The organism is Plantibacter elymi (nom. nud.) (genome assembly GCF_900177795.1).
Taxonomy (GTDB): domain Bacteria; phylum Actinomycetota; class Actinomycetes; order Actinomycetales; family Microbacteriaceae; genus Plantibacter; species Plantibacter elymi.
Genome location: NZ_FXWJ01000003.1, coordinates 576,245 through 602,525 on the forward strand (window position 1 = coordinate 576,245; position 26,281 = coordinate 602,525).

Annotated in this window: 23 protein-coding genes; 7 read left to right on the forward strand and 16 right to left on the reverse strand. The window is 64.0% G+C overall.

Going from position 1 to position 26,281, the window contains the following annotated elements; translation table 11 throughout:
- The first annotated feature begins 40 nt into the window (after positions 1-40).
- Positions 41-1,384 (forward strand): hypothetical protein, encoded by a 1,344-nt coding sequence (locus tag CCK91_RS12105; RefSeq protein WP_086474210.1) that lies wholly within the window; start codon positions 41-43, stop codon positions 1,382-1,384.
- Entirely contained in the window at positions 1,381-2,100 is a 720-nt protein-coding gene (locus CCK91_RS12110) for a hypothetical protein (protein WP_086474211.1), read from the forward strand. Before CCK91_RS12105 ends, CCK91_RS12110 begins: the two co-directional genes overlap by 4 nt.
- 402 nt (positions 2,101-2,502) lie before the next feature.
- On the opposite strand, the gene CCK91_RS12120 is transcribed toward CCK91_RS12110, so the two are convergent.
- Complete coding sequence (locus CCK91_RS12120) at positions 2,503-2,703, reverse strand: three-helix bundle dimerization domain-containing protein (RefSeq protein ID WP_086474213.1); 201 nt, start codon at positions 2,701-2,703, stop codon at positions 2,503-2,505.
- A gap of 95 nt (positions 2,704-2,798) precedes the next feature.
- On the opposite strand from CCK91_RS12120, the gene CCK91_RS12125 reads away from it, so the two are divergent.
- A complete protein-coding gene (locus CCK91_RS12125) occupies positions 2,799-3,314 on the forward strand; it encodes a hypothetical protein (RefSeq protein WP_086474214.1) in 516 nt (171 codons plus the stop codon).
- Between the two features lie 328 nt (positions 3,315-3,642).
- Here CCK91_RS12125 and CCK91_RS12135 read toward each other — a convergent pair whose 3' ends face one another.
- The 4 genes from CCK91_RS12135 to CCK91_RS12150 all read right to left on the reverse strand — a co-directional run bounded on the left by CCK91_RS12135 (position 3,643) and on the right by CCK91_RS12150 (position 9,048).
- Positions 3,643-5,148 (reverse strand): APC family permease, encoded by a 1,506-nt coding sequence (locus CCK91_RS12135; protein WP_086474216.1) that lies wholly within the window; start codon positions 5,146-5,148, stop codon positions 3,643-3,645.
- 68 nt (positions 5,149-5,216) lie between these two features.
- Positions 5,217-6,485: a phosphopyruvate hydratase gene (eno, locus tag CCK91_RS12140; RefSeq protein WP_086474217.1), complete on the reverse strand. Its 1,269-nt coding sequence runs from the start codon at positions 6,483-6,485 to the stop codon at positions 5,217-5,219.
- Positions 6,482-7,906, reverse strand: a complete 1,425-nt coding sequence (locus tag CCK91_RS12145) for a glycerate kinase type-2 family protein (protein WP_086474218.1) — start codon at positions 7,904-7,906, stop codon at positions 6,482-6,484. The genes eno and CCK91_RS12145 overlap by 4 nt, the downstream gene beginning before the upstream one ends.
- Positions 7,903-9,048 (reverse strand): tyramine oxidase subunit B, encoded by a 1,146-nt coding sequence (locus tag CCK91_RS12150; RefSeq protein WP_086474219.1) that lies wholly within the window; start codon positions 9,046-9,048, stop codon positions 7,903-7,905. The genes CCK91_RS12145 and CCK91_RS12150 overlap by 4 nt, the downstream gene beginning before the upstream one ends.
- 140 nt (positions 9,049-9,188) lie before the next feature.
- Between CCK91_RS12150 and CCK91_RS12155 the strand changes: the two genes are divergently transcribed.
- Complete coding sequence (locus CCK91_RS12155) at positions 9,189-10,130, forward strand: LysR family transcriptional regulator (RefSeq protein ID WP_086474220.1); 942 nt, start codon at positions 9,189-9,191, stop codon at positions 10,128-10,130.
- On the opposite strand, the gene CCK91_RS12160 is transcribed toward CCK91_RS12155, so the two are convergent.
- The 4 genes from CCK91_RS12160 to CCK91_RS12175 all read right to left on the reverse strand — a co-directional run bounded on the left by CCK91_RS12160 (position 10,078) and on the right by CCK91_RS12175 (position 15,536).
- Positions 10,078-10,740 carry a GntR family transcriptional regulator gene (locus CCK91_RS12160; RefSeq protein ID WP_086474221.1) on the reverse strand — a complete coding sequence of 221 codons (663 nt, stop codon included), beginning with the start codon at positions 10,738-10,740 and terminating at the stop codon, positions 10,078-10,080. The two genes, CCK91_RS12155 and CCK91_RS12160, sit on opposite strands and share 53 nt — an antisense overlap.
- A gap of 112 nt (positions 10,741-10,852) precedes the next feature.
- Positions 10,853-12,211 (reverse strand): aldehyde dehydrogenase family protein, encoded by a 1,359-nt coding sequence (locus CCK91_RS12165; RefSeq protein WP_086474222.1) that lies wholly within the window; start codon positions 12,209-12,211, stop codon positions 10,853-10,855.
- A complete protein-coding gene (locus CCK91_RS12170; protein WP_165767036.1) occupies positions 12,208-14,064 on the reverse strand; it encodes a flavin-containing monooxygenase in 1,857 nt (618 codons plus the stop codon). Before CCK91_RS12170 ends, CCK91_RS12165 begins: the two co-directional genes overlap by 4 nt.
- A 95-nt stretch (positions 14,065-14,159) precedes the next feature.
- Positions 14,160-15,536, reverse strand: a complete 1,377-nt coding sequence (locus CCK91_RS12175) for an NAD(P)/FAD-dependent oxidoreductase (RefSeq protein WP_086474224.1) — start codon at positions 15,534-15,536, stop codon at positions 14,160-14,162.
- 228 nt (positions 15,537-15,764) lie between these two features.
- Between CCK91_RS12175 and CCK91_RS12180 the strand changes: the two genes are divergently transcribed.
- Positions 15,765-16,505, forward strand: coding sequence for an SDR family NAD(P)-dependent oxidoreductase (locus tag CCK91_RS12180; protein WP_086474225.1), 741 nt, complete (start codon positions 15,765-15,767; stop codon positions 16,503-16,505).
- Between the two features lie 780 nt (positions 16,506-17,285).
- On the opposite strand, the gene CCK91_RS12185 is transcribed toward CCK91_RS12180, so the two are convergent.
- Positions 17,286-18,467, reverse strand: coding sequence for an MFS transporter (locus tag CCK91_RS12185; RefSeq protein ID WP_242664533.1), 1,182 nt, complete (start codon positions 18,465-18,467; stop codon positions 17,286-17,288).
- Positions 18,468-18,627: 160 nt separating this feature from the next.
- Here CCK91_RS12185 and CCK91_RS12190 point away from each other — a divergent pair, with 160 nt between their 5' ends.
- The gene (locus CCK91_RS12190) at positions 18,628-18,987 is read left to right on the forward strand and encodes a MerR family transcriptional regulator (RefSeq protein ID WP_086474227.1); all 360 of its coding nucleotides are present in this window, start codon (positions 18,628-18,630) and stop codon (positions 18,985-18,987) included.
- Between the two features lie 573 nt (positions 18,988-19,560).
- Here the strand turns inward: CCK91_RS12190 and CCK91_RS12195 are convergent.
- From CCK91_RS12195 to CCK91_RS12205, 3 genes are all read right to left on the reverse strand, one after another.
- Positions 19,561-20,256, reverse strand: a complete 696-nt coding sequence (locus CCK91_RS12195; protein WP_086474228.1) for an alpha/beta fold hydrolase — start codon at positions 20,254-20,256, stop codon at positions 19,561-19,563.
- A 67-nt stretch (positions 20,257-20,323) separates the two neighbouring features.
- A complete protein-coding gene (locus CCK91_RS12200) occupies positions 20,324-21,031 on the reverse strand; it encodes a DJ-1/PfpI family protein (protein WP_086474229.1) in 708 nt (235 codons plus the stop codon).
- Positions 21,028-21,921 (reverse strand): MurR/RpiR family transcriptional regulator, encoded by an 894-nt coding sequence (locus CCK91_RS12205; protein ID WP_086474230.1) that lies wholly within the window; start codon positions 21,919-21,921, stop codon positions 21,028-21,030. The genes CCK91_RS12200 and CCK91_RS12205 overlap by 4 nt, the downstream gene beginning before the upstream one ends.
- 208 nt (positions 21,922-22,129) lie before the next feature.
- On the opposite strand from CCK91_RS12205, the gene CCK91_RS12210 reads away from it, so the two are divergent.
- Positions 22,130-23,815 carry an alpha-keto acid decarboxylase family protein gene (locus tag CCK91_RS12210; RefSeq protein WP_086474231.1) on the forward strand — a complete coding sequence of 562 codons (1,686 nt, stop codon included), beginning with the start codon at positions 22,130-22,132 and terminating at the stop codon, positions 23,813-23,815.
- Between the two features lie 2 nt (positions 23,816-23,817).
- Here the strand turns inward: CCK91_RS12210 and CCK91_RS12215 are convergent, their stop codons facing one another.
- The 3 genes from CCK91_RS12215 to CCK91_RS12225 are packed head-to-tail and all read right to left on the reverse strand — an operon-like array spanning position 23,818 to position 26,197.
- On the reverse strand, positions 23,818-24,417 hold the full coding sequence (locus CCK91_RS12215) for a helix-turn-helix domain-containing protein (RefSeq protein ID WP_086474232.1): 600 nt from the start codon (positions 24,415-24,417) through the stop codon (positions 23,818-23,820).
- Positions 24,414-25,688 carry a metal-dependent hydrolase family protein gene (locus CCK91_RS12220; protein WP_207568225.1) on the reverse strand — a complete coding sequence of 425 codons (1,275 nt, stop codon included), beginning with the start codon at positions 25,686-25,688 and terminating at the stop codon, positions 24,414-24,416. Before CCK91_RS12220 ends, CCK91_RS12215 begins: the two co-directional genes overlap by 4 nt.
- Positions 25,685-26,197 (reverse strand): Lrp/AsnC family transcriptional regulator, encoded by a 513-nt coding sequence (locus CCK91_RS12225; RefSeq protein WP_086474337.1) that lies wholly within the window; start codon positions 26,195-26,197, stop codon positions 25,685-25,687. The genes CCK91_RS12220 and CCK91_RS12225 overlap by 4 nt, the downstream gene beginning before the upstream one ends.
- Positions 26,198-26,281: the final 84 nt, after the last annotated feature.

The window sequence follows — 26,281 nt, forward strand, 5'->3', positions numbered from 1 at the left end:
CCACTACATCGGCCAGAAAGCCGACGGCCACGATGCTGCGGTGACTGCAGCGTTCAACAGCATCTGGGCATGGGTCGGCGAGCACTGGGCTGCCGCGGCCGGCTCGAAGACGGCGACCACAACCATCACCATGACCGACGGCACCACCGGCTACATCGACGTGACCGTGGACCCCGCCGCGGCGACCGGCACGCTCACCCTCACCGGCGCACACGGGACCAGCACCGGCGCGACCTCGGTGGCAGTCGGGAACGGATCCCGCATCGACATCACCGGCGATCCCGCCGACGGCATCGCGGACTACGACATCCGCGCCGACGGCTCCTGGAGCACGCCCGGCGGCTACGCCTCCGAGACGTGGATGTACGAGACGCCCGGTCAACAGCGCCTCGCCCGCGGCAGCGAGAACCGCTCCCCCATCCCGTTCACCTCCGAAGCCAGCATCACCGCCTCGACGATCTTCCAGCCGATCGTGACGAGCGAGATGCAGCGGACCCTCGTCCCCGTCGGCGGCACCATCATCGACCACGCAACCTGCGACCTCTCCCCCGACAGCATCAGCACCACCTGGCGGCGCAACCGGGACGATGAAGGCGTCGAAGTCATCTGGGACGTCGCGATCTACGCCAAGCTTCCCGGCGAGGGCGGCCTCCCTGAGGTCCCGGAAGGGCGGCCGGCGCTCGGCACGGCCACCGCCACCTGTGACGGGGTCGGCGACGTCATGGAAGCCAGCTTCCCCCGCCCCGACGAGGCCGACGGGCCGATCACTGCAGTCTGGTCACTCGATCTCGAGAAGCAGTCCGACACGACCAAGTCCGTCCTGCAGGGACCGTGGCACGACGCGTTCGGGCTGCCCGACGAGACCACGGTCATCCCCCGCGTCACGACGAAGGCCGTGCCGTCGGTGATGGAGGGAGAGCAGTACGGGGACACCGCCCACCACGAAGATGTTGCCCTCTACCCCGACACCGCTGTGCAGACTTTCACCGCCTACCGCATCACCGACGGTCAGCCCGTCTGCGACGCCACGACCGAATACCTGCCGGAGTCGGTGCCGATTTTGGTCAACGGCCGCAAGGATGTGCCCGGGCCGACATTCACTGCCACCCGCGATATGGGCACCGGGGTCAACTGGATCGAGCGCACCTATGCCGATGACACGAAGCAGGTGCTACTCAGCGAGGGTGTCTGTGGGCAGGAGGGTGAGCAGACTCTCTTCCTCGACCGCCCCGGACAGCAGCTCGCGAGCACCGGCTTCGACGGCGCCACCCTCGCCGCAGGCGCTGCCGCCACGATGCTCCTCGGAGCCTCGCCCTTCGTCGTTCGCGGTGTCGTACGGCGTCGAGCCAGCCTGACCGACTCAAGCGAGGGACTCGCAGGATGAGCGAAGAACAGACCGGCCCCTCGTCGGACTTGAGCCAGGCTCAGCATGGGTGGGTGAGGGCCTATTGCTATGGAATGCGACTCGGCGATCTCCGTCCGTTCTACCTGGACGCCCACAGCGACCCACGTCAGGCTGAGGAGGATATTCAACGCAGAATCATCAAGGCACAGCTGGATCTGCTCCTCCGGTTCACCGGGGCGTCCTACTTCGACGTCGACCCCGATCCCGATTCGTGGCTCGATACGTTCTACGTCTTGGCTGGAACGTGGAATGGTCGAGATGCCGTGATCGATGAACAACTGGAGAGCATCGACCAGGTCCTCTCGCAGACCGGCGGGCCGCTCTGGCGTCCGGACTTGTACCTTCCGCTGGACAACGTTCACGAAGCTGCGGTCGCTGCCGTGCCTGCGAGTCCAGAACCCGCACCGTCGACCACAGCTTCGAGCTGGCGAGAGCCACCCCGCCTCATCGACTGGACTCCGGACGAGGACCCAGCCGCGGGGTACCTTCGGGAGCTCCGCGATAGTCGCCAACAGGCACGGGAGTCGGGCGTGTCCGAACACTCCGTAGACGCACTGGCCGTCGATTCGAGGAGCCGATTGGCCGAACTCGCTCGGAAGCTCTCGCGGAGAGTCCACCAACCACGCTCGCAGGCTGCCTCCAACGAAGCTCATCCGCCGCATCAGACTTCGTCTGGGGGAGGTCTGGAGCTCTAGTGGTCCGTTCTCCGCGCTGGGTAATATCGACACCCCCAAAGGATCCGACACGTGGTGGAACAACCAGCGACGCTCCCGTCATCGTCTCGGCGTAGGCGATCGTGCACGGCAGCCGAAAATGTGACGTTCGAGTCGTGATCCGCTATGAACCGCTCAATCGCACCAATGGCGTTGAGCTCGACGGCCTCGCTCGGAACGGCAATGTCGATCGTGATCGCTGCGTCGTCCTCGGTGACGACCACGGCACCGGTGCCGGGCAGCTGCACGAGGTATTCGCCCGGCGCTGTCACGATGTGTTCGAGCGCGAGGAAGTGGTGCCGCAGCTTTCGGAGCGCGCAAGGGCCGGACCGCGGTCGGACCGTGGCGCCCACGGCTTTCATGCCGCCCAGCCTCCCATGGCGACTACTGCGAGCGACGTCGCAGACGTTGCCGGGCTTCGCGCTCGACGAGCACCGGCACGTAGTCGCGGATCGGACTCCCGTCGAGCTCCCGATGCACCTCGGTGACGACCCGAGCGACGTCGTCTCGCAGGGTGTCGGGGAACTTCAGCGCGAGACGATCGACCACGTTCACGATCTGTTGTACTTCGTCCTGGTTCTGCATTCCCACAGTATGAAGTCCACACGCCTGGAATGCACTGCAAATCCTGGGTACCGTGGGGCGCAACCGAGCGGGTTCAGCCAGTGGAGGTACGTGCGATGTCCAAGAACAAGACCGACCAAAAGCAGGGCACCAAGGCCGCGGCGAAACTGGCCGAGCAGCAGCAACGGCGAGCTGCCGAGAAAGCCCTCGCCCGTGCCGAACAGGCAGTGGAAGTCGCCCGCGAAGCAGTTCGCTCCTCGAGCAAAGAGCTCCGCAAACAGGCGGCAGCGCTCGCGAAACGGACGGAAAGGCTCACGGCCAAGCACGAGAAAGCCGTCACCGCACTGACCGAACAGCGAACGCGAGCTGACGAAGCATCGTCACGTCTGAGGACGCAGAGGAGATCGCTGCTTACGCCTCCCCTGCCGGCTCGCACCGGAGGCGTCCCAACGATGATCGAGCTGCGCCAGCTCACGAAGCAGCAACGCTTCCCCGGCTACTCCCGCATGAACAAGGCCACCCTCCTCGACCCGTCGAACTTCCCATCGCTGACAGCCACGCTCAGTGAAGATTGCCGGGTGATGGTTGAGAGGGGGCGGGACCATGTCGCAACGGTGGGTGCTGGTGCATGAGGGCTCGGCCTATGAGCTGCCGTCGCAGGCGGTAGCCCGGTTCATGCAAAGGCGGATCAGCAGGGCTCGGTCCTCGGGCCAGGTGCTGCCCTTGTGCGTCCCGGTGCCCGGGTCCGTCGACATCGTGACAGTGATCATCGACGCGAGCACCCGCGTGTCCGTGCGGTCTCCTCGCCACTCTTGATGAGGAGCTGACCGCCTGCCGAAGGGAAGCTCGACGCCGCGTGCAGTATCCTCACTCGATCGACGGAGTCGACATATCGATGCTGCGGTCTCGATTTCGGCCTGACAAAGGTCGGCGTTAGAGGAGCGCGCCTTCTTGTGAAGCTCAAGCTCTGTCCGAGTCGACGGTCTTGATCTCGCGAGTGACCACCGCCTCATACCTTCCGATGCGCTGGTAGGTCTCGGGCCGACGGGTCCGATAGATGCTTGCTGCGACTACCCCGCCGAGGATCGTGAGGTAAATGACGGCAATCACCGTGGGGGTGATCCATCCGGTCGCTCCCGTCAGCACGGTGAAGTTCCCCGTCGCGAGGACCAGCGCTGTCGACAAGAACACGAATGAGATGCCGGAGCAAACCGCTGCTCTCGTCGCACGGCGAGGCTGCGAGTGGTCCTTGAACAGGAAGATCGTAACGGCGAGCGAGGCGAGAACCAGGAGGATCAAGAACATATAGGAGAACACACCCGCCAGCACCGCGTAGGCTGCGTCGCCGGACATGTTCATCGAGATGAGTGTTGCGAGCGCGATCAGCACCGCGACGCTCAAGACGATCGAGGCCTGATGCGGGGACGAGTAGCGGGGGTGTGCTCGCCCGAGGAACTTGGGCAGGGCTCCGTCGACGCCCAGGTTGAACAGGTATCGCGCGGCGATCCCGTGGCTGGCCAACATCAGGGCGAAGGCGCTTGTGATGAGCATGATGGAAGCGGCCACGTAGCCCGCCTCGCCTGTGTACTGCCGCACACTTTCAGTGGATGCCGTGATGACGTTGTCTGAGAGCACGCTCATCACCACATCCGCGCCGTAGGCGTTGATGAACGTGAAGCTGCTCACCGTGTAGAGAACGAGAAGGCCGATCACGACGGTATAGGTCGCACGAGGGATGGTCTTCTGCGGATTCTTCACCTCGCTGCGGAAGATGATCGTTGCCTCGAATCCTCCAAAAATTCCCACGCCGAAGACAAAAGCGATGCCGAGCGATCCGGAGAAGATGTTCTCCGGACGGAAACTGTCGAACTCGATCCCTCCGGCCCCGCCTTGCGCGAACACAGCGACGATGTAGATGATCATCAATGCGACTTCCAGCGCCAAGAAGATGACAAGGAGGTTCGCCGACAAGTCGAAATTCAAGTACCCCAGGATGGAGACGATGACGAAGTAGCCCATGGCGAAGACCCACCACGGAATGTCCGGACCGCCCAATACATCGCGGACCAAGCTCTGGGTCGCGCCTCCACCCAGGCCGTAGGCCGAGAGGTTGCAGGCGTAGTAGGCGAGGATTGCCAGGAACCCTGTGCCCAAGCCGAGTCGCTTACCCAGACCGGCCGTGACGAACGTGTAGAAACCGCCTGGCCGCGGGATCCGCAGGCCCATCGCGACCAGCCCAACGGCGAAGAGGAGCGCAATGACCCCGCATACGATGAACGTGACGGGGGTGCCCGTGCCGTTGCCGAGAAGGATCGCGACGGGGATGAACCCGAGGAACACCACCATCGGGGCGTTGTACGCGACGACCGTGAAGACGAGATGGAAATAGCCGAGATTGCCCTTGAGATCATGGCTCTCCGGCTCGGTGCGGGTCACCGGGGGGTGACCGGCGCGATTTGTGGTCATTGTGACTCCTCTATAGGTAGTGGTTCCGGAGGTAATTTGCTGCTGGTGCCGTCGGCGCCCGTCGTTCGTCAATAGCGCGCGATGCGTGCCACATCGCTAAGAGTGGCATTGCCGAGCTCGCGTTCTGCTCGGATGAGGAAGTTCAGTTTCTCAATGCGCTCGCCGGTCCTTGGTGCCCCGTTCTTCTGGAAAGGGACCTGCAGGCCCAGCGAGAGGTCCATCACGATGTCGTCGATCACGCCACCGGACCTGCCCGAAGGAAGCGCGAGCAGCCCAGCTTCCTCTGCGAGATCGAATGTCTCCAGGGATTCCGTCACAGTACCCACCTGGTTGGGCTTGAGGACGAAACCGTCGACTGCTCGTTCGGAGATCGCCCTCTGGAGCCGCTGCTTGTTCGTGACGATGAGGTCGTCTCCAAAGACCAGGGTCCGGGAGAGCTCTCGAACAGCGAGGGAGAAACCAGCCCAGTCGTTCTCGTCTAGCGGGTCCTCGATGAAGAGCAGGTCGAACTCCTCGGTCAGCGACCTGAGGTGATCGACCATCTGCTCGCTGTCAACCCGGTGTCCGTCGAGCTCATAGGTGTCGGTCGTCGCATCAAACATTTCACTCGAGGCGCAGTCGAGTGCAAACGCGACTTCCTCGGTGTAGCCGGCGGCGTCAACGGCCTCGCTGATGAGGGATAGGACCGCGGCCGGATCGCTGTAGGGCGCAACGAAGCCGTAAGAGCCGCCTACCGCTGCCACCTTCTTCGTCCGACGTTCAATGACGGCGGGCAGACGCTGAAATACAGAGACACCGATCTCGACGGCATGCTCGACGCTTTCCGCCCCGTGCGGGACGATGAGGAACTCGTTGAACGCCTGCAGGACTTCGTTGTGGCCACCGTTCATTACATTGAAGCAGGGCACGGGCAGCGTGCTGAGGTCACCGCGGGCGATGTGTTGATACACCGGACGACCCGTCTCTGCCGCTTGCGCTCGCAAGAATGCGACGGAAGTGGGATAGATGGCGTTACCGCCGAGGACTCCCTTGTCCGCCGAGCCGTCTAGCGTAAGCAGGGCAGCATCGAAGTCGGCTTGGGACTCGAACGGTCGCCCCACAATGGCGGACGCGATTGTGTCGGTCACGTTGCGCACAGCGGAGTAAACGCTCATGCCGCCGTAGCGAGCTGCGTCACCGTCGCGGAGGATCTTTGCTTCGTACATGCCGACGGACGATCCGGTGGGAGCCGCGGCTCGTCCGGTCGCGCCGGAGGCGGTAGTGAGCTCAACCTCGACCATCGGGCGGGCTTTGGAGTCGAGGACCTGTCGGGCGGCGACGGAAGTGATGACGGTCATGCGTTCTCCTGAACTGCGATCTGCTGCTGTCGGTCGGGGACGAAGAGGATGTTGAGGTCGCAAAGGTTGGTGCCGGTGTTGCCACTGAGCACGACATCGTCGATGGCGGACAGCGCCTCGAAACTTGCATGTCCTCGAAGGTGCTCACGCAGGTCGACTCCCGCCTCAATCGCCCGGCGCAATGATGTCGAGTCAGTGATGCCACCTGCGGCGGGTGATGTGCCGTCGGTGCCTTCAGAGTCCATGGAATACATGCACGCTCCGGGAATTCCGGCTGACGCGAGGGCGAAGCCGACCGTGAGCTCCTGGGATGGTCCACCGTGCCCGGTGATCGTTGTCGCCGGTCGAATATGGGTGGTCGTCTCTCCAGCGCTCACAACGATGCACGGCGCCACGAAGGGACGGCCGGTTGCTTGGATCTCGTGCGCGAGCGACGCCATGAACGTCCCCGCGTCGCGACTCTCTCCTTCGAGATACGTGGTGAGCAGATGGGCATCGATTCCGCGAGATCGGGCGGCATCGAGGGCTGCCTCCGCGAGGTCAGGGAGCGTGTTGATAAGGAAGTACGTGTTGTCGGGAAACGCCTTGGGGGTCTCATCGCTAGCGCCGGCCTCGTCGAGGAATCGGGTTACGGTTTCCGGCAGTCGACTGCGAAGGCCATGCCCGTCGATCGCGGCGCGGGCATCGTCGAGCGTGGTCGCATCGGGGCCGAATGGTGTGCTGGAATATGCCGGGTCGGGTTGAGTCACGTCGGCCGTCGGGGGCTTCCCGACGGCATCGGAGATACCAATGGTGATCAGCTCGGCTCCTTGCGCAGCGATGCGCTGCGCAAGGCGGCCGCCGTTCGTCCGAGAGATGTGTCGTCGGACCGCGTTGACCTCGTAGATCCCGAGACCGGAGGTGAGCAATACTTCTGTCGCGACAGCCTCGTCTTCCACCGTAATGGGGGCGATGGGCGCGTTCAGCAACGCTGAGCTACCTCCGCTCACGACTGCGATGAAGAGATCCTCTGGACCTGCTGAGTCGATCATCGCGAGGATGCGGAGGGTGGCGCGGTGTCCTGCCGCGTCGGGCAACGGGTGGCCACCGACATACACTTCGGTGCGGTGGTAGTGATCGTCAGGCTCAGCGATTTTCACGATCGCGATCCCCCGTGTCAGTCGGTCACCGAGTGCATGGTCGACGGCCATGGCCATGGAGTTGCAGGCCTTTCCCGCCCCAATCAGATAGACATTTCGCTTTTGCCCAAGATCCCACGATCGGGCGCCGACGTGCAGAACGTCGCCGTCGATTCTCATGAGGTCTCGGATGCGCCGGTACGAGTCAACCTGCTGGAGTGCTTCGTTGGCGATGCCGAGGACGAGCTCTCGCGATGAGATATCTCCGACTGCGGTCAATGCGTCGTAGTTCTTGATCTTCATGCGGAAGCACCTTCGGTGGCGGGAGAGGCGACGGTATCGGGCGATGCACCCCAGAGTTCGAGTTCGGTTCCAATGCCTCGTTCGCGAGCGGTGCGAAGGAGATCGGAACCCCAGGCCACGTCGAAGACGGCCATGCCGCTCGCGATGAACACCGTGCGGCCCGGGTGCGGCGCGCTGTCGGCAGCGATGACGCCGCCAAGATCCTCGAAGCGAGCCAGGGGCGGCAGGAGACCGGCATCGATGAGCTCGTAGACCGGTCCGCCAATCTGGGCGGCGAAGGATGCGCTGACGTCTTCGCTACGGCGGGCATCATTGACATAGGACTCATGGAGAGGAACATGGTCGAGGACGATTCTGCTGCTGGTCCACAGATCCGTATCAGCGCTCATGGGCCCGCTCAGCAGGATGCACGCATGCGCCGTGAACCAGGACGCCTCCAGGTGCAGTGGCGCCGTGCGCGAAGCAGCCACCGACACGATGTCGGCAAGTTCGACGCACTCGCGGGCCGTGTCGGCAACTGCGGTATCAAGGCCATACTCGTCCTGCAGCCACCCGGCGAAGTCGTGAGCTGTCGACGTGGTGCGGTTGTGGCACACCACACGCTCGATCCCGGGGTGTTGCGAGAGCAGTGCGCGCACGATTGCCCGGTTGATGACCCCGCACCCGATCACAGCCAGAGTCCGCGGCGGACGCGCCGGCAAGTACCTGCTCGCCACCGCTGGGACCGCTGCAGTTCGTGACGCGCTCAGTGCGCCAGCAGACATTAAAGCGAGCGGCTCACCGGTGTCTTTGTCGTTCAACATCAGCGTGAGGATTGACCGCGGTAGGTTCCGCTCACGGTTGGCGGCGTTCGAGCCGTACCACTTGACTCCACAGAGGTCGAAACGGCCGCCGAGGTATGCCGGCATCGCGGAGAATCTGCGGTCCGGACCCGCGACCGGCATCTGCGGGAACGGAGACCACTTCGGGAACACCAGGGCAAGGCCATGACTGTTCTGGTCGAGACCGCCCATCACATAGTCGCCGGTGTGCAGCAGCCGGAAGACCTCGTCTGCCACGTCAACGCTTCTCCCGGCGTCGCTCACCCCAGCCGTCAACATGTCCGTCTCGGAGAGGAAGAGAAAGGGGCTGTAGGGGGCCATGCAAGTTCTGCCTTCAGTTCGCGTTAGGTCGTTTTCACATCACGTGCGTGATGGGTCAACAATGAGTGGATCAACCCTCAGTGACAAGCGAATGATTTGCTGGTGTTTACTTCGGTTTCATCGAATGGTTACAATGGCGAATGCTGAATTTGCATCGGCTCGCGCTCCTGGAGGAGCTGCAACGGCGGGGTTCGCTTGCAGCGGTCGCCGACGCACTCTCTTTCACTCCATCCACGGTGTCGCAGCAGCTGAAGGTGCTGGAGGGTGAAGTCGGAGCACAGCTCGTCGAGAGGGTCGGAAGAGGACTGCGACTGACGAAAGAGGGAGAGCTTCTCGCTGATCACGCGACTGGGATCTTCTCACTCGTTGAGATAGCGCAGGCCGAGGTCGCAGCTGTACGAGCGGAGCCAGCCGGCAACGTGCGGGTGGCCGCGTTGCAGACCGTTGCACTCGCACTCGTACCTCACGTGCTGCAACGTCTGGCGAGTACGTCGCCGCAGCTCCGGATGCTGGTGAGTCGAATCGAACCGGCTCGAGCGCTTGGCGCGCTTGCAGCTCGCGAGTTCGACTTGGTGATCGGTGAGGAGTATCCGGGTCAGCCGGTGACACGCACTGGTCTGCTGCATCGCACAACCATCCTGCTGGACTCCTTGGATCTCGTGGTGCCTCCGAACTATGAAGGGGGCCGAACGATTGCCTCGGCCGCCGAAAGCCTGCCCTGGGTGATGGAGCCAGAAGGCAGCGATGCTCGTCGCTGGTCGATGTCGATGTGCAGGAACGCGGGAGTAGAGCCCAACGTGCAGTTCGAGTCCGACGACCTCCTGGTGCAGATGCGTCTGGTCGAGAAGGGCCATGCAATGGCACTGCTTCCACGGCTGCTGATCGAGAGCGAGCGCCCTGCCCTGCAGTCAGTCAGGCTCGATGGAGCACCGGCGAGGAAGGTGTTCGCGGCCTATCGTGCTGGGGCGGAGGTCGCTCCGGCGATCAGCACCGTGCTCGAGGCATTCGCATCTGCGGCGTCGCGAGCGCCTAGTCCGACAGTCGCTGCAGAAGGCGAAGCCTCGTCTGCTCGATATGTCTGACGATGAGGTCCGAGAATTCCTCGCCAGCGCCCTTCAGGAGGGCATCGAACAGCCTCCGGTGCTCGTCGAGGATGCTCCCGCCGCTGAGATTTGCGATGGCGTTGTCGAGTCTGATGTAGATCCGAAGTTGGTTGGAAACCTGTTTGAAGACTGACAGGAGCCAGGTATTCTCGCTAGCTCGGCAGAGCTCTTCGTGAAACCCGACGTCGAGCGACAAGATTTGGTTGGCGTCGCCGCAGGCTATGGCCGCCTCCATTTCGATCAATACGTTTTCGAGGAGCGCTTCCCACCCGTCAGGACGATCACGGAGGATGAGTTGAGCGGCACGTACCTCCAGAGCGACTCGCACATCAAGGATTTCGCCGATTTGCTGAACGCTGAGCTTCGTGACGAATGAACCACGTCGTGGGATCTCCTTGATCAACCCCTCGCCAACGAGTAAGAGGAGCGCTTCTCGGACGGGTCCGCGACTCGTCTCCAGTTGCCGAGCGATCTCGGCCTGCGAAAGCTGCTGCCCAGGCTGGTAGGTGCCATCAAGGATCGCGTCTCGTAGCTTCGCCGTGATCTCACTGGTCAGTGCACCGCTGGCTACCGGCTCAAGGACACTCATACTGCTCCCTCGTGTGCTGGTTGGGATTCATCCCGTGAGTGTGTTCGCAAGTTGCTCCGGCGGACCGCCCCCCCACTCTACGCAGGAGGCGCTCCGCCGGAGCGAGTCGGCGTCAATCCGCCGCGAAGAACACGGACTTCGTCTGAGTGAATTCGAACGGTGCGTCCGGTCCCAGCTCGCGGCCGAGGCCGGACATCTTGTACCCGCCAAAGGGCGTCGAGTAGCGTACGGCGGAGTTGGAGTTCACCGATATGACGCCCGCCTCGATAGCGCGCGAGACGCGCACCCCGCGAGCGAGGTTACTGGTCCATACCGTTCCGGCGAGGCCGAAGGGAGAGTCGTTCGCTTCCCTGACCACTTCGTCCTCGTGATCGAAGGGGACCACGGTGGCGACAGGACCGAAGACCTCCTCGCGCATGATCCGCGCGTCACGGCTCGCGGGCGAGATAACGGTGGGAGGGAACCAGAACCCGGGCCCCTCTGGCCGATCTGCCTGGATGAGCACTTCGTCGCTCCCATCAACGAATGCTGACACGTGCTCGAGGTGTCGACGGCTGATGAGTGGTCCCACATCCGCTCCGCCGGGCAGGTCAGGAGGACCAATCCGAAGCGACTGGATCGCGCGCTCGTACTCGCGGAGGAACTCGTCGTATGCTGGCCGCTCGACGTAGATGCGCGCGCGCGCACAGCAGTCCTGACCCGCATTGTGGAACACCTTCGTCGCAGCCTTCGCTGCCTTTGCGATGTCGGCGTCGGCGAAGATGAGATTGGCGCTCTTGCCCCCGAGCTCCAGCGTCACTTTCTTCATCAATGGCGCCGCCAGGCTCGCTACTCGCGCTCCCACTTCGGTTGAGCCGGTGAACACGACCTTTGCGATCCCGGGATGGGTGGCGATTCGTTCGCCGATTTCCGCACCGCTGCCCACGATGACTTGGAAGAGCCCGTGCGGGAGTCCAGCTTCGACGAAAAGCTCTTCCAGCCGCTGAGCGGACAGTGGCGTCAGCAGAGCGGGCTTCAGGATGACCGCGTTTCCAGCTGCGAGGGCGGGGATTGCCCCCCATGCGGTGATCATCAGCGGGAAGTTCCACGGCACGATGATGCCGATCACGCCGAGCGGCTCGCGGAACGTCAACGTCATGCCACCGTCTACGGGAATCTGCTCTCCCGACATCCTCTCTGGAGCGTTCGCGTAATACTCGATGACACTCTGGACGTGGCGAGCATCAGCGACGCCATCCGCCAGCGGCCGACCCGTGTTCAAGCACTCGATGCGTGCAAGCTCGTCGACGTGATCCTCGATCGTTCTGGCGAGCCGGTGCAGCGCGCGCGCCCGCCCACTCGGCCCCATGTCGTTCCACGCGCGCAGCGCAGGCTGCGCACGCTCTACCGCTCGATCGACCTCTCCTGCGTTTGCGAGCTCGATCGTCGTGATGACGTCTTCGGTCGCGGGGTTCACCACTTCATGCATCATGCGTTCGTCCGTCCTGTTGCTTCGTGCTGGGAGATGGGCTCGGGCTCTGCGATCAGGCGACCGTTGTCGGCAGCGTGGAGGGGAAGGCGTCGACGCCTGGTCGGATGGGCCTCATCGTCGAAGGATGCCGGGATGACTCCCTTCAGCTCCGCCGCGATGCGGAGCGCGACGGGAGGCGTCAACTGGCGCGCCATGGGGATGCTGCCCATCATGATCCACAGACCGGCCTGAGCCGTCGGCTTGAGGACGTTGGACATCTCGCCGTCGGTGTCATGTCCCCAGATCTTCCCGACCTTCGCGACCAAATCGTCTCCGAGGATCCGGCGCAGACCTTCGGCCGGCGCTTCCGACCCCGTGGCGAAGATCACTGAGTCGAAGTGACGGTGACTCCCGTCGCTCATGATCAGGCCGAGCTCGTCAAACTGCTGGACCTCCGCGGCCTGGACAACCTTGATGTCTCCACGCACGATCGCGTCGGACGCCCCGACGTTGATGTAGAAGCCACCCAGCGTGCGGAGGAAGCTGTAATAGAATCCGGTCTGGTCCTCGCCCTTCCAAACCCTCATTCCGGCTCGCTCGAGCTCGGACGACAGCTCGATGTCGTCGACATCAGCAACTTCACGCTGGAAGTCGAGGAATGCCTGCCGCTGCTTCGGGTACACCGTCGCAAGGCTCCTCATGTCGACGAGATCGGTGGGGATCTCTGGGTTGTTGAGATCGCCGTACATCTTGTTGGCGGTGGGGAGATCGATCACGATCAGCGGACTGCGCTGGAGCATGTGGGCCCTCCCGCCAGCGAGGGTGATGTCGAGGGCAATGTCGTGCGCTGTAGTGCCCATACCGACAACGAGGACGTCCTTTCCGACATAGGGTGACGGCTCGCGGTAGTCCACGGCATGTACTTTCTCGCCTGCGAACGAGTCGAGACCTGCCATTTGAGGGAACGAAGGCACACCGAGCCCTCCCATGGCCATGACCAGTTGCGCCGGCCGCATCGTGCGCCGAGTACCGTCTGCGAGCTCGAGTTCGACCGCCCACCGCTCGGTGTCCTCATCGTAGGTCGCGCCGAGAACCGTCGTCGACGTCCAAAAGTTCAGGTCGAAGGCCTTCACGTAGACCTCGAACCAGTCGGCGAACTTGTCCTTCGGAAGGTACTCCGGGAAGCTCTCGGGGTACTTCATGAAGGGGAACTGAAGAACGCCGTAGCTCTGATGCAACAGCAGGGCCTCATAGCGCGTGCGCCACACGTCACCGACCCGCGGCAGTCGGTCGACCACAAGGGCTTCAATGCCGAGTCGCGCGAGCGAGGCAGCTGTCATGACGCCGAATTGCCCGCCGCCGACGATCAGGACTTCGGGATCCTCATCGACGAACGCCGATTTGGCTTCTATGTGCGACGACCACCTCTGGCCCGGGTTCTGGATGTCGAACCTTCCACGTCGGGGCCATACGGGCGGTGCGGCGTGCAGACCGTCGAGCAGCGTCAGCAGGTTGCTCACCTTCCCGTTGCCATCGACGTATGCCAGCGCGCGAACGCGCCCGATCGTCGTTTCGAAACGGAAGAAGACCTCGACTGTCCCGTCAGCCGCGTGAGAGGGCGCGGGGCGATCGACGTCGATCTCGAATCCGGTAGGCGCCATCTCGTCGCTGACCGCGACGAGAAGTTCGCTGACCTCCTCCCGAGAATGGCACTGGCGAATGTTGAGCGTGAGTCCATACACGTCCCGCCATCCCACGTTGTCAACGAACAGCTCGGCGAGGTCTGCCGCATCGGGCTGGGCAAAAGCCGTCTCGAGCGCGGGGATGAGTGCTGCGGCGATTCCCTCGGGGGCGGGTTGGCCTGATCGGTTCACTGTCTTCTCCAATCCATGGTCCCGCAAGCGATCGTCGCTTGTCTTGGGACGTTCTGTGTGATGCATGAAATTGCTCGCATAGGACTCAGGGACTGCTATCCACGTCGCGCGAACTTGTCTGCGATAGTCGCTAGAGCCGAGGTGCGACCGTCGTTTCGGTGTCGCTCAAGGCGATCGGCCCAGCCATACACGCCGTACAGGGCATTGGCGCCGATCCATCGCAAGGGTTCTGGTTCCCACTTACTGGGCAATGGTCGTACCCACGGCGAGTCGGAGAGTTCTGTCCTTCGGCTGAGCACGAGCTCGGCCGCGATCTGCCCGCCGAGGTAAGCACCGGTAACACCCTGGCCCGCGTAGCCGCCGACCCGCAGGATCCCCGCCTCCTCGTCAGCATCCACGTATGGCGACCAGTCACGGAGAATGCCGAGGACTCCGCTCCACGCGTGCGCTGGCGTCATGGACACGTCAGGGAAAAGGTCATCAAGCGTCGCTTGCAGTGCTTCGATCGTCTTTCCGTCTACCCTGCCTGGGCGGTCGAACGAGCCCGCGAAATTATAGGGTGTGCCGCGTCCTCCGATTGCGATGCGTCCGTCGACTGTCGGTCTGCCGTAGAAGTATGTGTGGGCGGTCGAGGATACGCCCTCGTGCTCCGACCAGCCGATGCGCTTCCAATCGGCCGGTGCGATGGGTTCGGTGATGAGCATGGAGCTGTTCATAGGGAGCATTGCTCGGCGTTGGTTCGGCTGAAGGGACGTGTAGCCCTCTGTCGCTATGACGATCCATCCCGCCCGGATCGTGTGTCCCTCGACCATGAATGTCCCCGACTGGATGGCCGTGGCCCGGGCCGACGAGCGCAGTTCGACCCCGGCGTCGCGAGCGAGGCGCGCAAGGCTCGCGACCATCCGAGCTGGATCCACAGTGAAGCAGTGCGGGGAGTACATCCCACCGACCAGACGAGTCATGTTGACCCGTTCCGAAGTCTCCTCCGCGCTCAGCAGGCGTAGGTCTTCCTCAGCCACGGACCATTGGCGGCTCTTGTCGATGTATGCACGCAACCGCGCCAGCTCGCTAGGGCTCCGTGCCACCTGAAGAGCTCCGCCGCGTCGTGCGTGGATCGTATCCGCCCCGAGCAGGTCGACGACCTCGTAGACGGCGCGCTTCTGCCGCTCGTTCATCGCGACCACTCCGGCCCTTCCGCCGGCTCCATTCGCGAGGACGCTGCGGAGGCCGATCTGCTTTGAAGATAGCCAACCTCCGTTTCGACCAGACGCGCCGTAACCGAGCTGCTCGGCCTCGTAGACATGGACGGACGCGTGCGGGTCCAACTGTTTGATGGCCCAAGCAGTCCAGAGCCCCGTAAGCCCGCCGCCGATGATCGCGACGTCAACCGACTCATCACCATCGACACTCGGAGCCGTTGGCCAGTCGAGGTCGGGTTGCGCCATCCAATATCCGATTTCGCCGTTGCGCATCCAAACTCCTCTTCATCTCGATGGCGACGCATCGTGCCGAGCAGATTTAGTCGATCGTCGACAGAGCCCTGCTGAGCGCATCGTCGTTTGTGTGAATCTAGGGACGAATCTGCAATCTGTCAACAGTAGACAGGTTGCGATTTTGCGCATAGCATCCAAACGAGACTCAACGACTCGCATCTCGGGCAGCCGCAGTCTGACCTACCGTCTCTCAACTAGGAGGAACCAATGAACCGTATGGCTCAGAAGACAGTGATCGTCACTGGCGCTGGAAGCGGCATGGGCGCGTCTCACGCGCGCCGGCTGCACGCCGAGGGCGCGAACGTCGTGTTGACCGACATCAATGTCGACCGCGGACGCAGAAACGCCGATGCCCTCGGCGAGCGGGCGCTCTTCGTCGCCCACGATGTCAGCGACGAGGCGAGTTGGTCGAATGTTATTTCTGAAGCGGAGCGAGTGTTCGGCGGCGTGCACGGTCTGGTCAACAATGCCGGAATCAATCTGGAGCGAAGCATCGACGAGTTCAGCGTGGCCGATTACCAGCGGGTGGTGAGCATCAATCAGCTCGGCGTCTTCCTCGGCATGCGCGAGGTTCATCAGGTCATGGCTCGCTCGGGTGGAGGTCGAATCGTCAACGTGAGTTCAACATCTGGACTGCGCGGAACGGTGCACGGAGTCGCTTACTGCGCCTCGAAGGCCGCCGTGATGGCGATGACCCGCGTCGCAGCCGTCGAGTTCGCAGATGACGGCATCCTCGTCAACGCCATCTGTCCTGGGTTCATCGACACGGAGATGGATGCCGGCATCGACGCGGACGTTCTGAGCCACTATGTCGGAATGACCCCCCTGAAGCGTCGCGCCCAGCCCGACGAGGTCTCATCGTTGGTGCTTTACCTGCTCTCCGATGACAACTCGTTCTCCACCGGAGCGGAGTTCGTCATCGACGGTGGACTGACGAAGTGGTACTGAGAGGCCCATGCGGTTTCTGTGACCACGAGCCCCCTCCATGGGCACGGCGGACGACGCGGACTTCGGATAGTCGCGCGCATTCCAGTTTGCAGGCGTATTTCCGCATCTAACTCGCAGTGCGGACTTGAGTAGTTCGGCTTCATGCCGTTTGAGGCACAGCAATCATCGTCGCTCAACTGCATCAGGTCCTTAGCAGAGCGCCGCGGATGCTGACATCGAACTCGACCTGCCCGAAGAGTATCCGCCCGATTTGGAAGAGCGGGCAATTCGGTCGGTTCTGGACGCCCCGCGACGAGCCCGGCGGACGCCGCGGCGCCGGCACCGTGTCGGAGTGGGCGAGGGAACTGCAGAAGCCGAGCAGTATTGCCCGACGCCGGCCTCACGCGGTGAGCTCTCGCGGAAGGGATGACGGCGTAAGAAGGTACGTAGTATCAGTGATCCGTAGGGTTGCTGCTTCCCAGGACTGTCGATCGGTCACCAGCGGGTCGAGAGTGCGCCACAGTGCCTCAAAAAGTTCCACCGTTGCGACTTCAGTGGAAGGCTGGGTGGCGACCACGAGCCTCTGATTCGATCGACGGAATATGAATAGAGCCAAGGGGCCGCTGGAACCAGCCGATTCAATCTGAAGGCGAGCGTCGAGCGTCGCCCGAGGAACAGCGGTGTATGGAATCCACCCCAGCTGGGTGCTGTTCGAAAAGATGGGCCCGCCGGGGCCCGAACCCCATTCGGCCTGGACGAGTCGAGCAAAGGCCGCGGCGGGCGATGAAGAACTTTCTGTTGTCACAGGCTGTCGTTGACCCATTGTGGGCAAGCGCGCGTCGGTGCAGACGCAGAATCTCGGCAATATGCCGTCACGACACCGAGCTCGTAGGGGTCGGGACTGTCCCCTCCGGGGCCGCGCTCCTGGATGAGCTCGAAGTTGATGACCACATCCCCGTCTTCGTTCTTGTAGTAGGCCCCATAGAGGTAACGGCCGTTGGGCTGCGCGTACCCGCCGGTGTTAATACTGACGGTGTGCTCAATGGTCTGCTGCTCCACGTTGTGATCCAGCAGGGCATGTAGGTACCCGAAGCCGCTTGCGCCGCTCTGTCCCTGCCGAAGAACTACCTTCTCCCCGGAACCGTCCAGTGTCACGCTGAGGCAGTTGAACTGCGGCTGACTTGGATAATTCGTGGTGCCCGACGCACACCCTTCTGCCAGCGCGGTCTCGTCGGCGTTCGCATTATCGGCGCCGGATCCGGCGATGCCTACCGCCCCGCTCATGCCGAACACCAACAGCATCAAGGGGATCGCGGCGCTGGGCAGACCTCCCAACCGGGTGACCAGTGCCGTGAGGTAGGTGAAGACAGCGAAATGCCCGACCAACACCAGCCCTCCCGCGATCGCGACCGCGATCACTCGGGACGCGCTGCGATCCCACGCGCCGCCACGGGTAGGCAACGCTGACGGTACCTGCGGCAGGATGAGCCAGAGCACCCCGGCGGTCAGGACAAGAACCACAGATAGGCCGGTGAAAACGGCCCGCCACCCCACCACACTGGCCAAAGCCGCCGCCGCCGGTAGTCCGGCAAGGCCAGCGAGCGTTGGCCCGGCCAGGACGATCGCCAGTGCCCGTCCGAGCCGCTCGGCAGTGATGACGGAGGCGACAGAGGAAACGACGAGTGCCCAGAACAGCCCGTGCGCCGTCGCGGCGACGATACGACCCGCAAGCGCGAGCGCGAGGCCCGAAGCAGTCGCGGTGAGCAGGTTCGCTGCGGCGATCACGATCAGACACGCTGCCAGCAGCGGTGTGCGGGGCACCCGGATCGTGAGTCGCACAAGCGGAATCCCCACGATCGCAATGGTGAGCGCCCAGGCGCTCACCAGCAGCCCGATCGCTGATTCCGAGACACCCAGATCAGCACTCATCACCGGCAAGAGTCCGGATGGCAATATCTCGACCGTCACCGTCAGCAACGTCACCGTGGTCAACACCGCCAGAATCGGCCAGGTTCGGTGCGAGCCGGCTGTGCCAGGCGAGGGCGACTCCGTAGATCGTGTTCTCATGCGACGAAGCTAAAGATTGACACCACTGTCAAGGTCAAGTCCGGAATCTGAGGGCCCGAGCACGAGGAGTGAGCGGATGAGGATCGGCGAAGTCTCCCAGCGCAGTGCAGTCGCCCCCCGAATGCTGCGGTATTACGAAGCCCAGGGACTCCTCCACCCAGGAAGACACCTGAACGGATATCGTGACTACACCGAATCCGACCTGAACCAGGTCGTCACGATCCGCGATCTTTCCCGCTCCGGTGTCCCGACGCGATTCATCAAGATCGTGCTCGACCGCCAGAACGGCCACTCCGGATGGTCGAGCACCTGTGACGACATTCTCGCCCGCATGGTGAATGAACAGATCGACGACCTCGACACCAAGATCGCCTGCCTCACCACCAGCCGCGACGCGCTGACCCAATTTCTCCGGGAGACCCACGCCAGCACCTGAGGCCGGCACGGCACCTGGTTCTAACAGCTCCCGCCACTGTAAGTAGCGTTGGACCCCATCCGGTGTCCCACGCACCGCCGGTCTGAACGCAGCAGGACACACACTTCATCAGCGGTGCTAGCCGACGTTCGTGGAACACTCTCTGTCACCCGTTCTCTGCGCTAGCGACGGCCTCGAGTGCACCGACCGCAGCGGCAATCGTGGGGTGCTTGGCACTTCCACGGCGTAGGACGAGGTTGATGCGCCGCGTCGGTGTGGTGGCGCCCATGAGGTGGAGTCGATGGACGCTGTGGTTGGCAGGAATGGGAACCATGCGAGGTAGAAGGCAAACGCCGAGACCTTCCGGGCTCACCTTCGAACAATTCGTTCACCTGGGCGCCGCCGCTGGACCGCCTGCAAAGTCTGTTGAAAGAGGCCCAGTCCCACCAACCGAAGTCAGATGACGCAGTCCAACATGTGCGCCTGAGTCGCCGCCTCTCCCCCAAGATTGTCACCGAGATCGTGGACAAGTACGAGGCCACCATGGTCGTCTTCGACGCTCGCAGTTTGCTCACCCTCGTCCGCAAGCAGCAATCAGACCCAGCCCGCGAGCGCCTGCTTCGTCAGCTCAAACTGTTCGATGGGCATGTCGTGGACGCCGCCCGGGACGGTGAGCACGTTGTAGCCGCCGTCACGCAGCCGCTTCTCGAGCTCGGGTCGGACCGCGAGCGGCGGGTCGGCGAGCACGACCAGCGACGGCACGACGGGAGACAGCGGCGGTTCGAGGTCGGGAAGGATCGGGTTCGGTGCCTGGAACCAGAGCGGATCGGCGAGCACGAAGCCGCGGCGCAACCGGTTCAGTTGTTCGGGGTTGTAGTTCGGAAGGAGCTCGGAGAGCGACTTGAGGGACAGAATGTCGCCGCTCTCGTCGACCGGCAAGTTGATGGACAGCCCTGCCGGGACGTTCCAACCGGGGTCGACGTAGATCGCACGCTCGGGACGCAATCGGTCTGCGGCCAGGAGGAGTGCCCGCCCTCCGAGCGAGTGACCCACAATGATGTCGAGTCCGGCGGGAAGGGTCTCGACGAGGTCGTCCGCGAGTTCCTCGGTGAGGTAACTGTCGGCGCGGTCGCTCGCCCCGTGACCGCGCTGGTCGACGACGGTCACGGTGTAACCGAGCGATGCGAGCCACGCCGCGACCTCGGACCAGTAGCCACCGTGCGCTGAGAGGCCGTGGACGAGTGCCGCGGTCTTGGCGCCGTCGCCAACGGTGGTGGTTGAGAGTCTCATGCTGTTCCTTCGCTCTGCGATGTCCGAGACCGCGGGACGCCGTCTCGGGGTACTCCTGATTCGGCTGTCATACTTCGAAGCGGGCAGCAGCCTCGGCCACAGCTTGCTCGCGTTTCGCGAGGCTGGGAGCCACCCGGTCTTTGTACCGGTTGACGATCTCTGCGGGAGCCTCGTCAGGGTGGCCTGCGTGGAACGGCGGTGCGGGGTTGTACTCCATCCGAAGCTGGATGACCTCGGCGGTCGGCTGATCCACCAGCTTCGCGACGAGCGTGAGCGCGAAGTCGATGCCGGCGGTGACACCACCACCCGTGACCCTGTTGCGATCGACCACCACGCGCTGCTGCGTGGGGATAGCGCCGAGTTCCTCGAGCAGGTGCATGGACGACCAGTGCGTGGCGGCGTGGTACCCGTCGAGCAGCCCCGCTGCTCCGAGGACGAGCGCGCCGGTGCAGACGGACGTCACCCATTGCGCCCCTTGGCCTTGGCGACGGACGAAGTCGATCACCTCGGGGTCGTTGAGGAGAGCATCCGTTCCCTGTCCCCCGGGCACGCAGAGCACGTCGAGCTGCGGGCAGTCGGCGAAGGTCATCGTCGGAGTGAGGGTCATGATGGCGTCTGTCGGAACCGGCTCGAGGTCCTTCCAGAGCAGGTGCACCTGGGCTCCGGGGTCTGGTGCGAAGATCTGGATACTCGTGAACACCTGCAGGGGGCCCGTGGCATCGAGCTGGGTCATGTCGGGGAAGACGATCAGGCCGATCTGGAGCGGTGAGGTCATGGGGTGCTTCTCTCTGTCGGGGACGGGGGTCGGTGCTTCTGGTCGAAGCCCATGCGACGCCAGGTGTGCTCGAAGCGCTGCGAGGAGGCCTCGGTCACGGCGGAGTCGAGCAAGGCAAGCTCCGAAGCGAGGGCGTTGACGAGTGCGACGGCGGGTACAAGGGTGGGGAAGAACGTCGAGGACTCGCTCGAGACGTGGAAGAGGTGGTCGACGACCTTACGCAGGCCTGTGGCGCCCCGATCCGTGATGAGACAAACGGTGGCGCCCGTCTCCCGAGCGATGGCGAGCGCCTCGATCGTCGATGCGTACCCGCGCCATAGGTCGACGCCGAAGATGATGTCGCCGGGGCCGAGGTCGCTGAGCGCACCGACCATCCCGGAGGTTTCGTCGGGCGACTGTGTCGGGTACCCCGCGAGGGTGAAGTAGGTGGCAAGCAGATCAGAGACCGACTTGTAGGTGCCGGAGCCGATCGAGACACGGCGCCGAGCGGCGCCAGCGATGTGGGCGACGGCGCGGACGGCAGCGAGGTCGATCGTCGACGAGGTGCTCATCAGCGCGCGGCGGTCGGCGTCGAACGAGCTCGCCACAGGGCTGGCTGGCGTACCCAACCGACGCTCGGAAGCGACCTCGGTGAACGAGAGCGACTCGAGGTACCGGCTCCGCAGCGCGACGCGCAGCTCGGGCCAACCCGAGAAACCCCAGCTCTGAGCGGTGCGGGTGACCGCCGCCGGGTTGAGCTCTGCAAGGCTCGAGACGTCGGAGATGGCGGCGTAGGAACCTCGCGAGGGGTTCTGCGCGAGGGCGTCCTTGAGCTTCTCCGTCGTCTCGGTGCGCGTCGCCTGGGCGGCGAGTGACTCCAACCACGCGATCAACGGGGTGCGATCGGACATGTGCCCTCCTTCGTAGTGACATCATGCTGCGCCGTAACGAAAGTTGCAAGGGGGCACTGCTCGTGATGATCGTTACATCCTGCATCTCCCAGCCGACATCGATCAGTCCTGTTCAAAAACCGTGCTGAACCCTTCTGATCTTGATCATTCCGACCGACCTGGAAGCCCGCGCTTCCGTCCGCGCGGCGCTCATGATGACATCGACGGCATGACGCTCACTGATGGCCACGTCTCCGTCGGCCAGTACCTCGCCACCCGGCTCCTCCAGCTCGGGGTCCGCCATGTCTTCGGCCTCCCCGGCGACTTCAACCTCAACCTGCTCGACGAGATGTCCACCGTCCAAGGGGTCGAATGGGTCGGGTCATCCAACGAGCTGAACGCCGCGTATTCCGCCGACGGGTACGCACGAGTCGGTCGGCGAGCAGGAGCGCTCGTCACGACGTTCGGGGTGGGCGAGCTCTCAGCGCTCAACGGCATCGCCGGGAGTTTTGCCGAGCAGGTGCCGGTCATCCATATCGGCGGCCTTCCTGCCCGTGCGTCGATGGCTTCGGGAGCGCCGCTGCACCACACCCTGCTCGACGGCGACTATGGCCATTTCGTGCGGATGTTCCGCGAGGTGACCGTCGCGGATGCCGTTATCGACCCGGACGATGCCGCACAGGAGATCGATCGGCTGCTCGTGGCGATGATCTCGGCGAGCAAGCCGGTCTACCTCGGTGTGCCGCTCGATGTGGCGAACGCGCCCGTCGCGGCCGCATCGCTCGACGTTCCGCTCGCTGCAGTGGCAAGCGACCCTCAGGCGCTCTCGGCTTTCACCTCCGCCCTCACCCGCCACCTCGCCAACGCCTCATCCCTCGTCGTTCTGGCCGGTCCTGACATCCACCGCCGAGGGATCGAGCGCGACGTCGCAGCCCTCGCGGAGCTTCCGGGCATCAGCATCGCCTCCCAAAGCGGTTCGAAGGCGATCCTCGACGAGACCCACCGCTCCAGTCTGGGGACCTACCTCGGGGCGACGACGCGCAGCGCCGAGTCCCGCGACCGTGTCGACGACGCGGAACATCTCGTCATGATCGGCACGACGTTCAGCGACTTCACGACGGGGTTCTTCACCCATCGGTACGACCCGTCGTCGGCTGTGGAGCTTGCACTGGACCACGCACGGATCGGACACGCCGTCTACCGCGGTGTCCGGCTCGACGACACCGTGCGCGCCCTGCACGCGGCTGCGGCATCGGCCCCACTCCAGGCCGTGCCTGCGACCGCGAGGGCCGCTGCGCTCGTTTCGGCGACCGCTACCGCGACCGACGACTCCGCGCTCACCCACGATTCGTTCTGGCCGCAGATCCAAGGCTGGCTCCAGCCCGACACCACGATCGCGGCCGAAGCAGGGACGGCGTTCTACGGTGTTCTGGACCTCGACATCCCCGAACGAAGCGACCTCATGGGCCAGCCGATCTGGTCCTCCATCGGGTTCACCCTTCCCGCGACCTTCGGAGCCATGCTCGCTCGGCCGGATCGTCGGCCCGTGCTCTTCATCGGAGACGGTTCGGCGCAGCTCACCATCCAGGAGCTCGGACATCTGTACGCATACGGTCGCAACCCGGTGGTCTTCCTCCTGGACAACGACGGGTACACCGTCGAACGGAAGATCCAGAGCCCGGATGCCAGCTATCAGGACATCGTGCGCTGGAACTGGGATCTCGTGCCGGCGGCGTTCGGCGCCGACCAGGTCACCGTCCTCAGCGTCAGCACGCCCGCCGAGCTGCAAGCAGCCCTGTCGAGCACCCGTACCTCCGACGTCGGCGCCTTCATCCGCGTGGTCCTCCCGAAGTATGACGCCCCACGTCTCCTCGAAGTGCTCGCGCGGGGCATCTCAGAGGTCAACAAACACTGACCTCAGAACGACGGGGGCGTCATGGCGCCAATCAGCACCGCCGGCTCGGCGGTGCGGTTCGCGTACCAGTGCGGGATCGACGCGTCGTAGGTGATGGTGTCACCGACGAGCAGTTCGTGCCGATGACCGCCGACCACGACGACCAACGAGCCTGCTACGACGATCACGCATTCCTCACCGTCGTGGCGGAACGGTGCCGACTCGTTGCTCCAGCCGGCGCCGATCTCGGCGCGGATCATGCCGAGTTGGCCGTTCAGGCTCGGAGTGAGGAGCTCGTACGACAGGTCGTGCTCCGACAGCAGGAGGCGGCGGCGGGCTGATGCTCGTACGAGGTCGACCTGTTTGGGACGGGGGTCCTGTCCGCCGAAGAACTCGCCGACGCCCACCCCCAGCGCTTGAGCGAGCTTGATCAGTGTGCTGTACGACGGATTCCCGTTGCCTCGTTCGATCTGACTGAGGAGCCCGGAGCTCACGTCGGCGGCCCCGGCGAGGGCGTTGAGACTCATACCCGAGGCCGTCCGCAGGGAACGCACGATGTCGCCGAGCTCCTGCGGTGCACCGGGCGGGACGTTAGGATCGGACGGGTCCGGTTGCTGCGTCATCCCAGACCGCCCCCGATCCCACCATCGTGCACACCGACTGCCGCCCCGGTCAGGTCGTCGCGGTAGACCGTTCCGGCTTTGGCGACGAGTCGAATCGTGCGAAGCGCGGTGATGTCGGCGAGCGGATCACCGTCGACGACGATGAGATCGGCGGCCTTACCCAACTCGAGCGTTCCGGTCAGATCCTGCAGGCCTGCGTTCACCGCTCCATCGCGGGTCGCGGAGAGCAGAGCACGCTCGGGTGTCAGACCGATCCTGACCATGGCGATGATCTCATCGACGAGACCGTCGTGCGGGTTGAACGGCGTTCCGGCATCGGTCCCCGCGGCGATGTTCACCCCCGCTTCGACTGCGGCGCGGAACATCGAGATGCTCCGGTCCTCCTCCGCCCTGGCCTTGTCGACGATCCACGGGGGGATCGTGCCGTTCGGAGCCTGGGCGACGATGTTCCCGATCGCGGCAAGAGTGGGGACGAGGTAGGTGCCGCGCTCGAGTGCGAGAGCGAACAGGCTCGCATCGAGGTGGAACCCGTGCTCGATCGTGTCCACGCCCGCACGTATGGCGTTCTCGATGCCCTCCCTGCCGATCGCGTGGGTCGACACCCGTCGGCCCGCATGGTGGGCCTCCTGGACGATCACTGCGAGTTCCTCGCGCAACAGCGACGTCTGCGTGGGCTTGACCTCCGAGGTGAGTACTCCGCCGGTCGCCATGGCCTTGATGAACCCCGCCCCCGCTTTGAGCTGCCCCCGGACGGCCGTTCGGACGGCATCGGTACCATCGGCCTCGACACCCATGAAGTAGCCGTGTCCCCCGGTCATCGTGATGACGCGACCTGCAGCGACGATACGCGGACCGGGCACGATACCCGCCTCGACCGCCCGGCCGAGATCGATCACGACGTTGTCGGCCGCCCCGCAGTCCTTCACAGTGGTGATGCCCGCGTTCAACGTGATGAGCGCGTTCGCGGTTGCGCGGTACGCCGCCGTCGCCGTCGAGTCGCTGCGCACCTGCGCTCCGAGGTCTGCTGCTCCGTCATTGGCGAGGTGCACATGCGAGTTGATGAGACCGGGCATGATCGTTCCGCCAGCCGCATCGATGACGACGGATGCGGCGGGAGCCTCGCCGTCAGAGCCGATCCATTCGACCACACCCTGATCTACGACGATCGACTGACCGATACCGGTGATACGACCGTCGCGTCCGTCGAAGAGTCTCCCGTTCCGGATGAGCCAGCGTCCCGCGGTCGCCGTCTGCTGTTGGTACTCGATCACAGGCGCTTCCCTTCGTGCTCATTCTGCGGAACGGACGATGAAGACCGCCCGGTCTGGAGGAGCTGTGCAGCGCGGTAGGGGATCAGCTCCCGCAGGATGAGCGAGGTCGAGGTCCGTCGGATACCTGCACAGCGGAGGATCTGCTGGCCCACTCGGTAGAGGTCGTCCGCGTCGACGGCCACGACGTGGCAGATGAGGTCCGTCTCCCCGGAGATCGCGTGGCACTCCAACACCTCGGGAATGGTCTCCAAGGCTCTCATAGCGCGTTCGAACTCGCTTTGGCTCACCTCGGCGGTGATGAATGCGCGCGTGGCGTATCCCAACGACTCCGGCCGCACGAGGGTGCTCGTCGGCCGGAGGACTCCGTCGCCGAACAGCAGCGACATCCGCGCCTGCACCGTCCCGCGGGCGAGTCGCAGTCGCTCGGACAACCACCCCACCGTGGCACGGGGCTGCGCATCGAGCGCAAGGAGGATCTTCTGGCTCGCCCCGTCGAGCCTCTTGGCCATATTCGCCACAGTGCTTCCCAACATCTCCGGATCTTCGATCAGATCGGTCAATATGTTGAACGACTATTCCATATCTTGAACGAT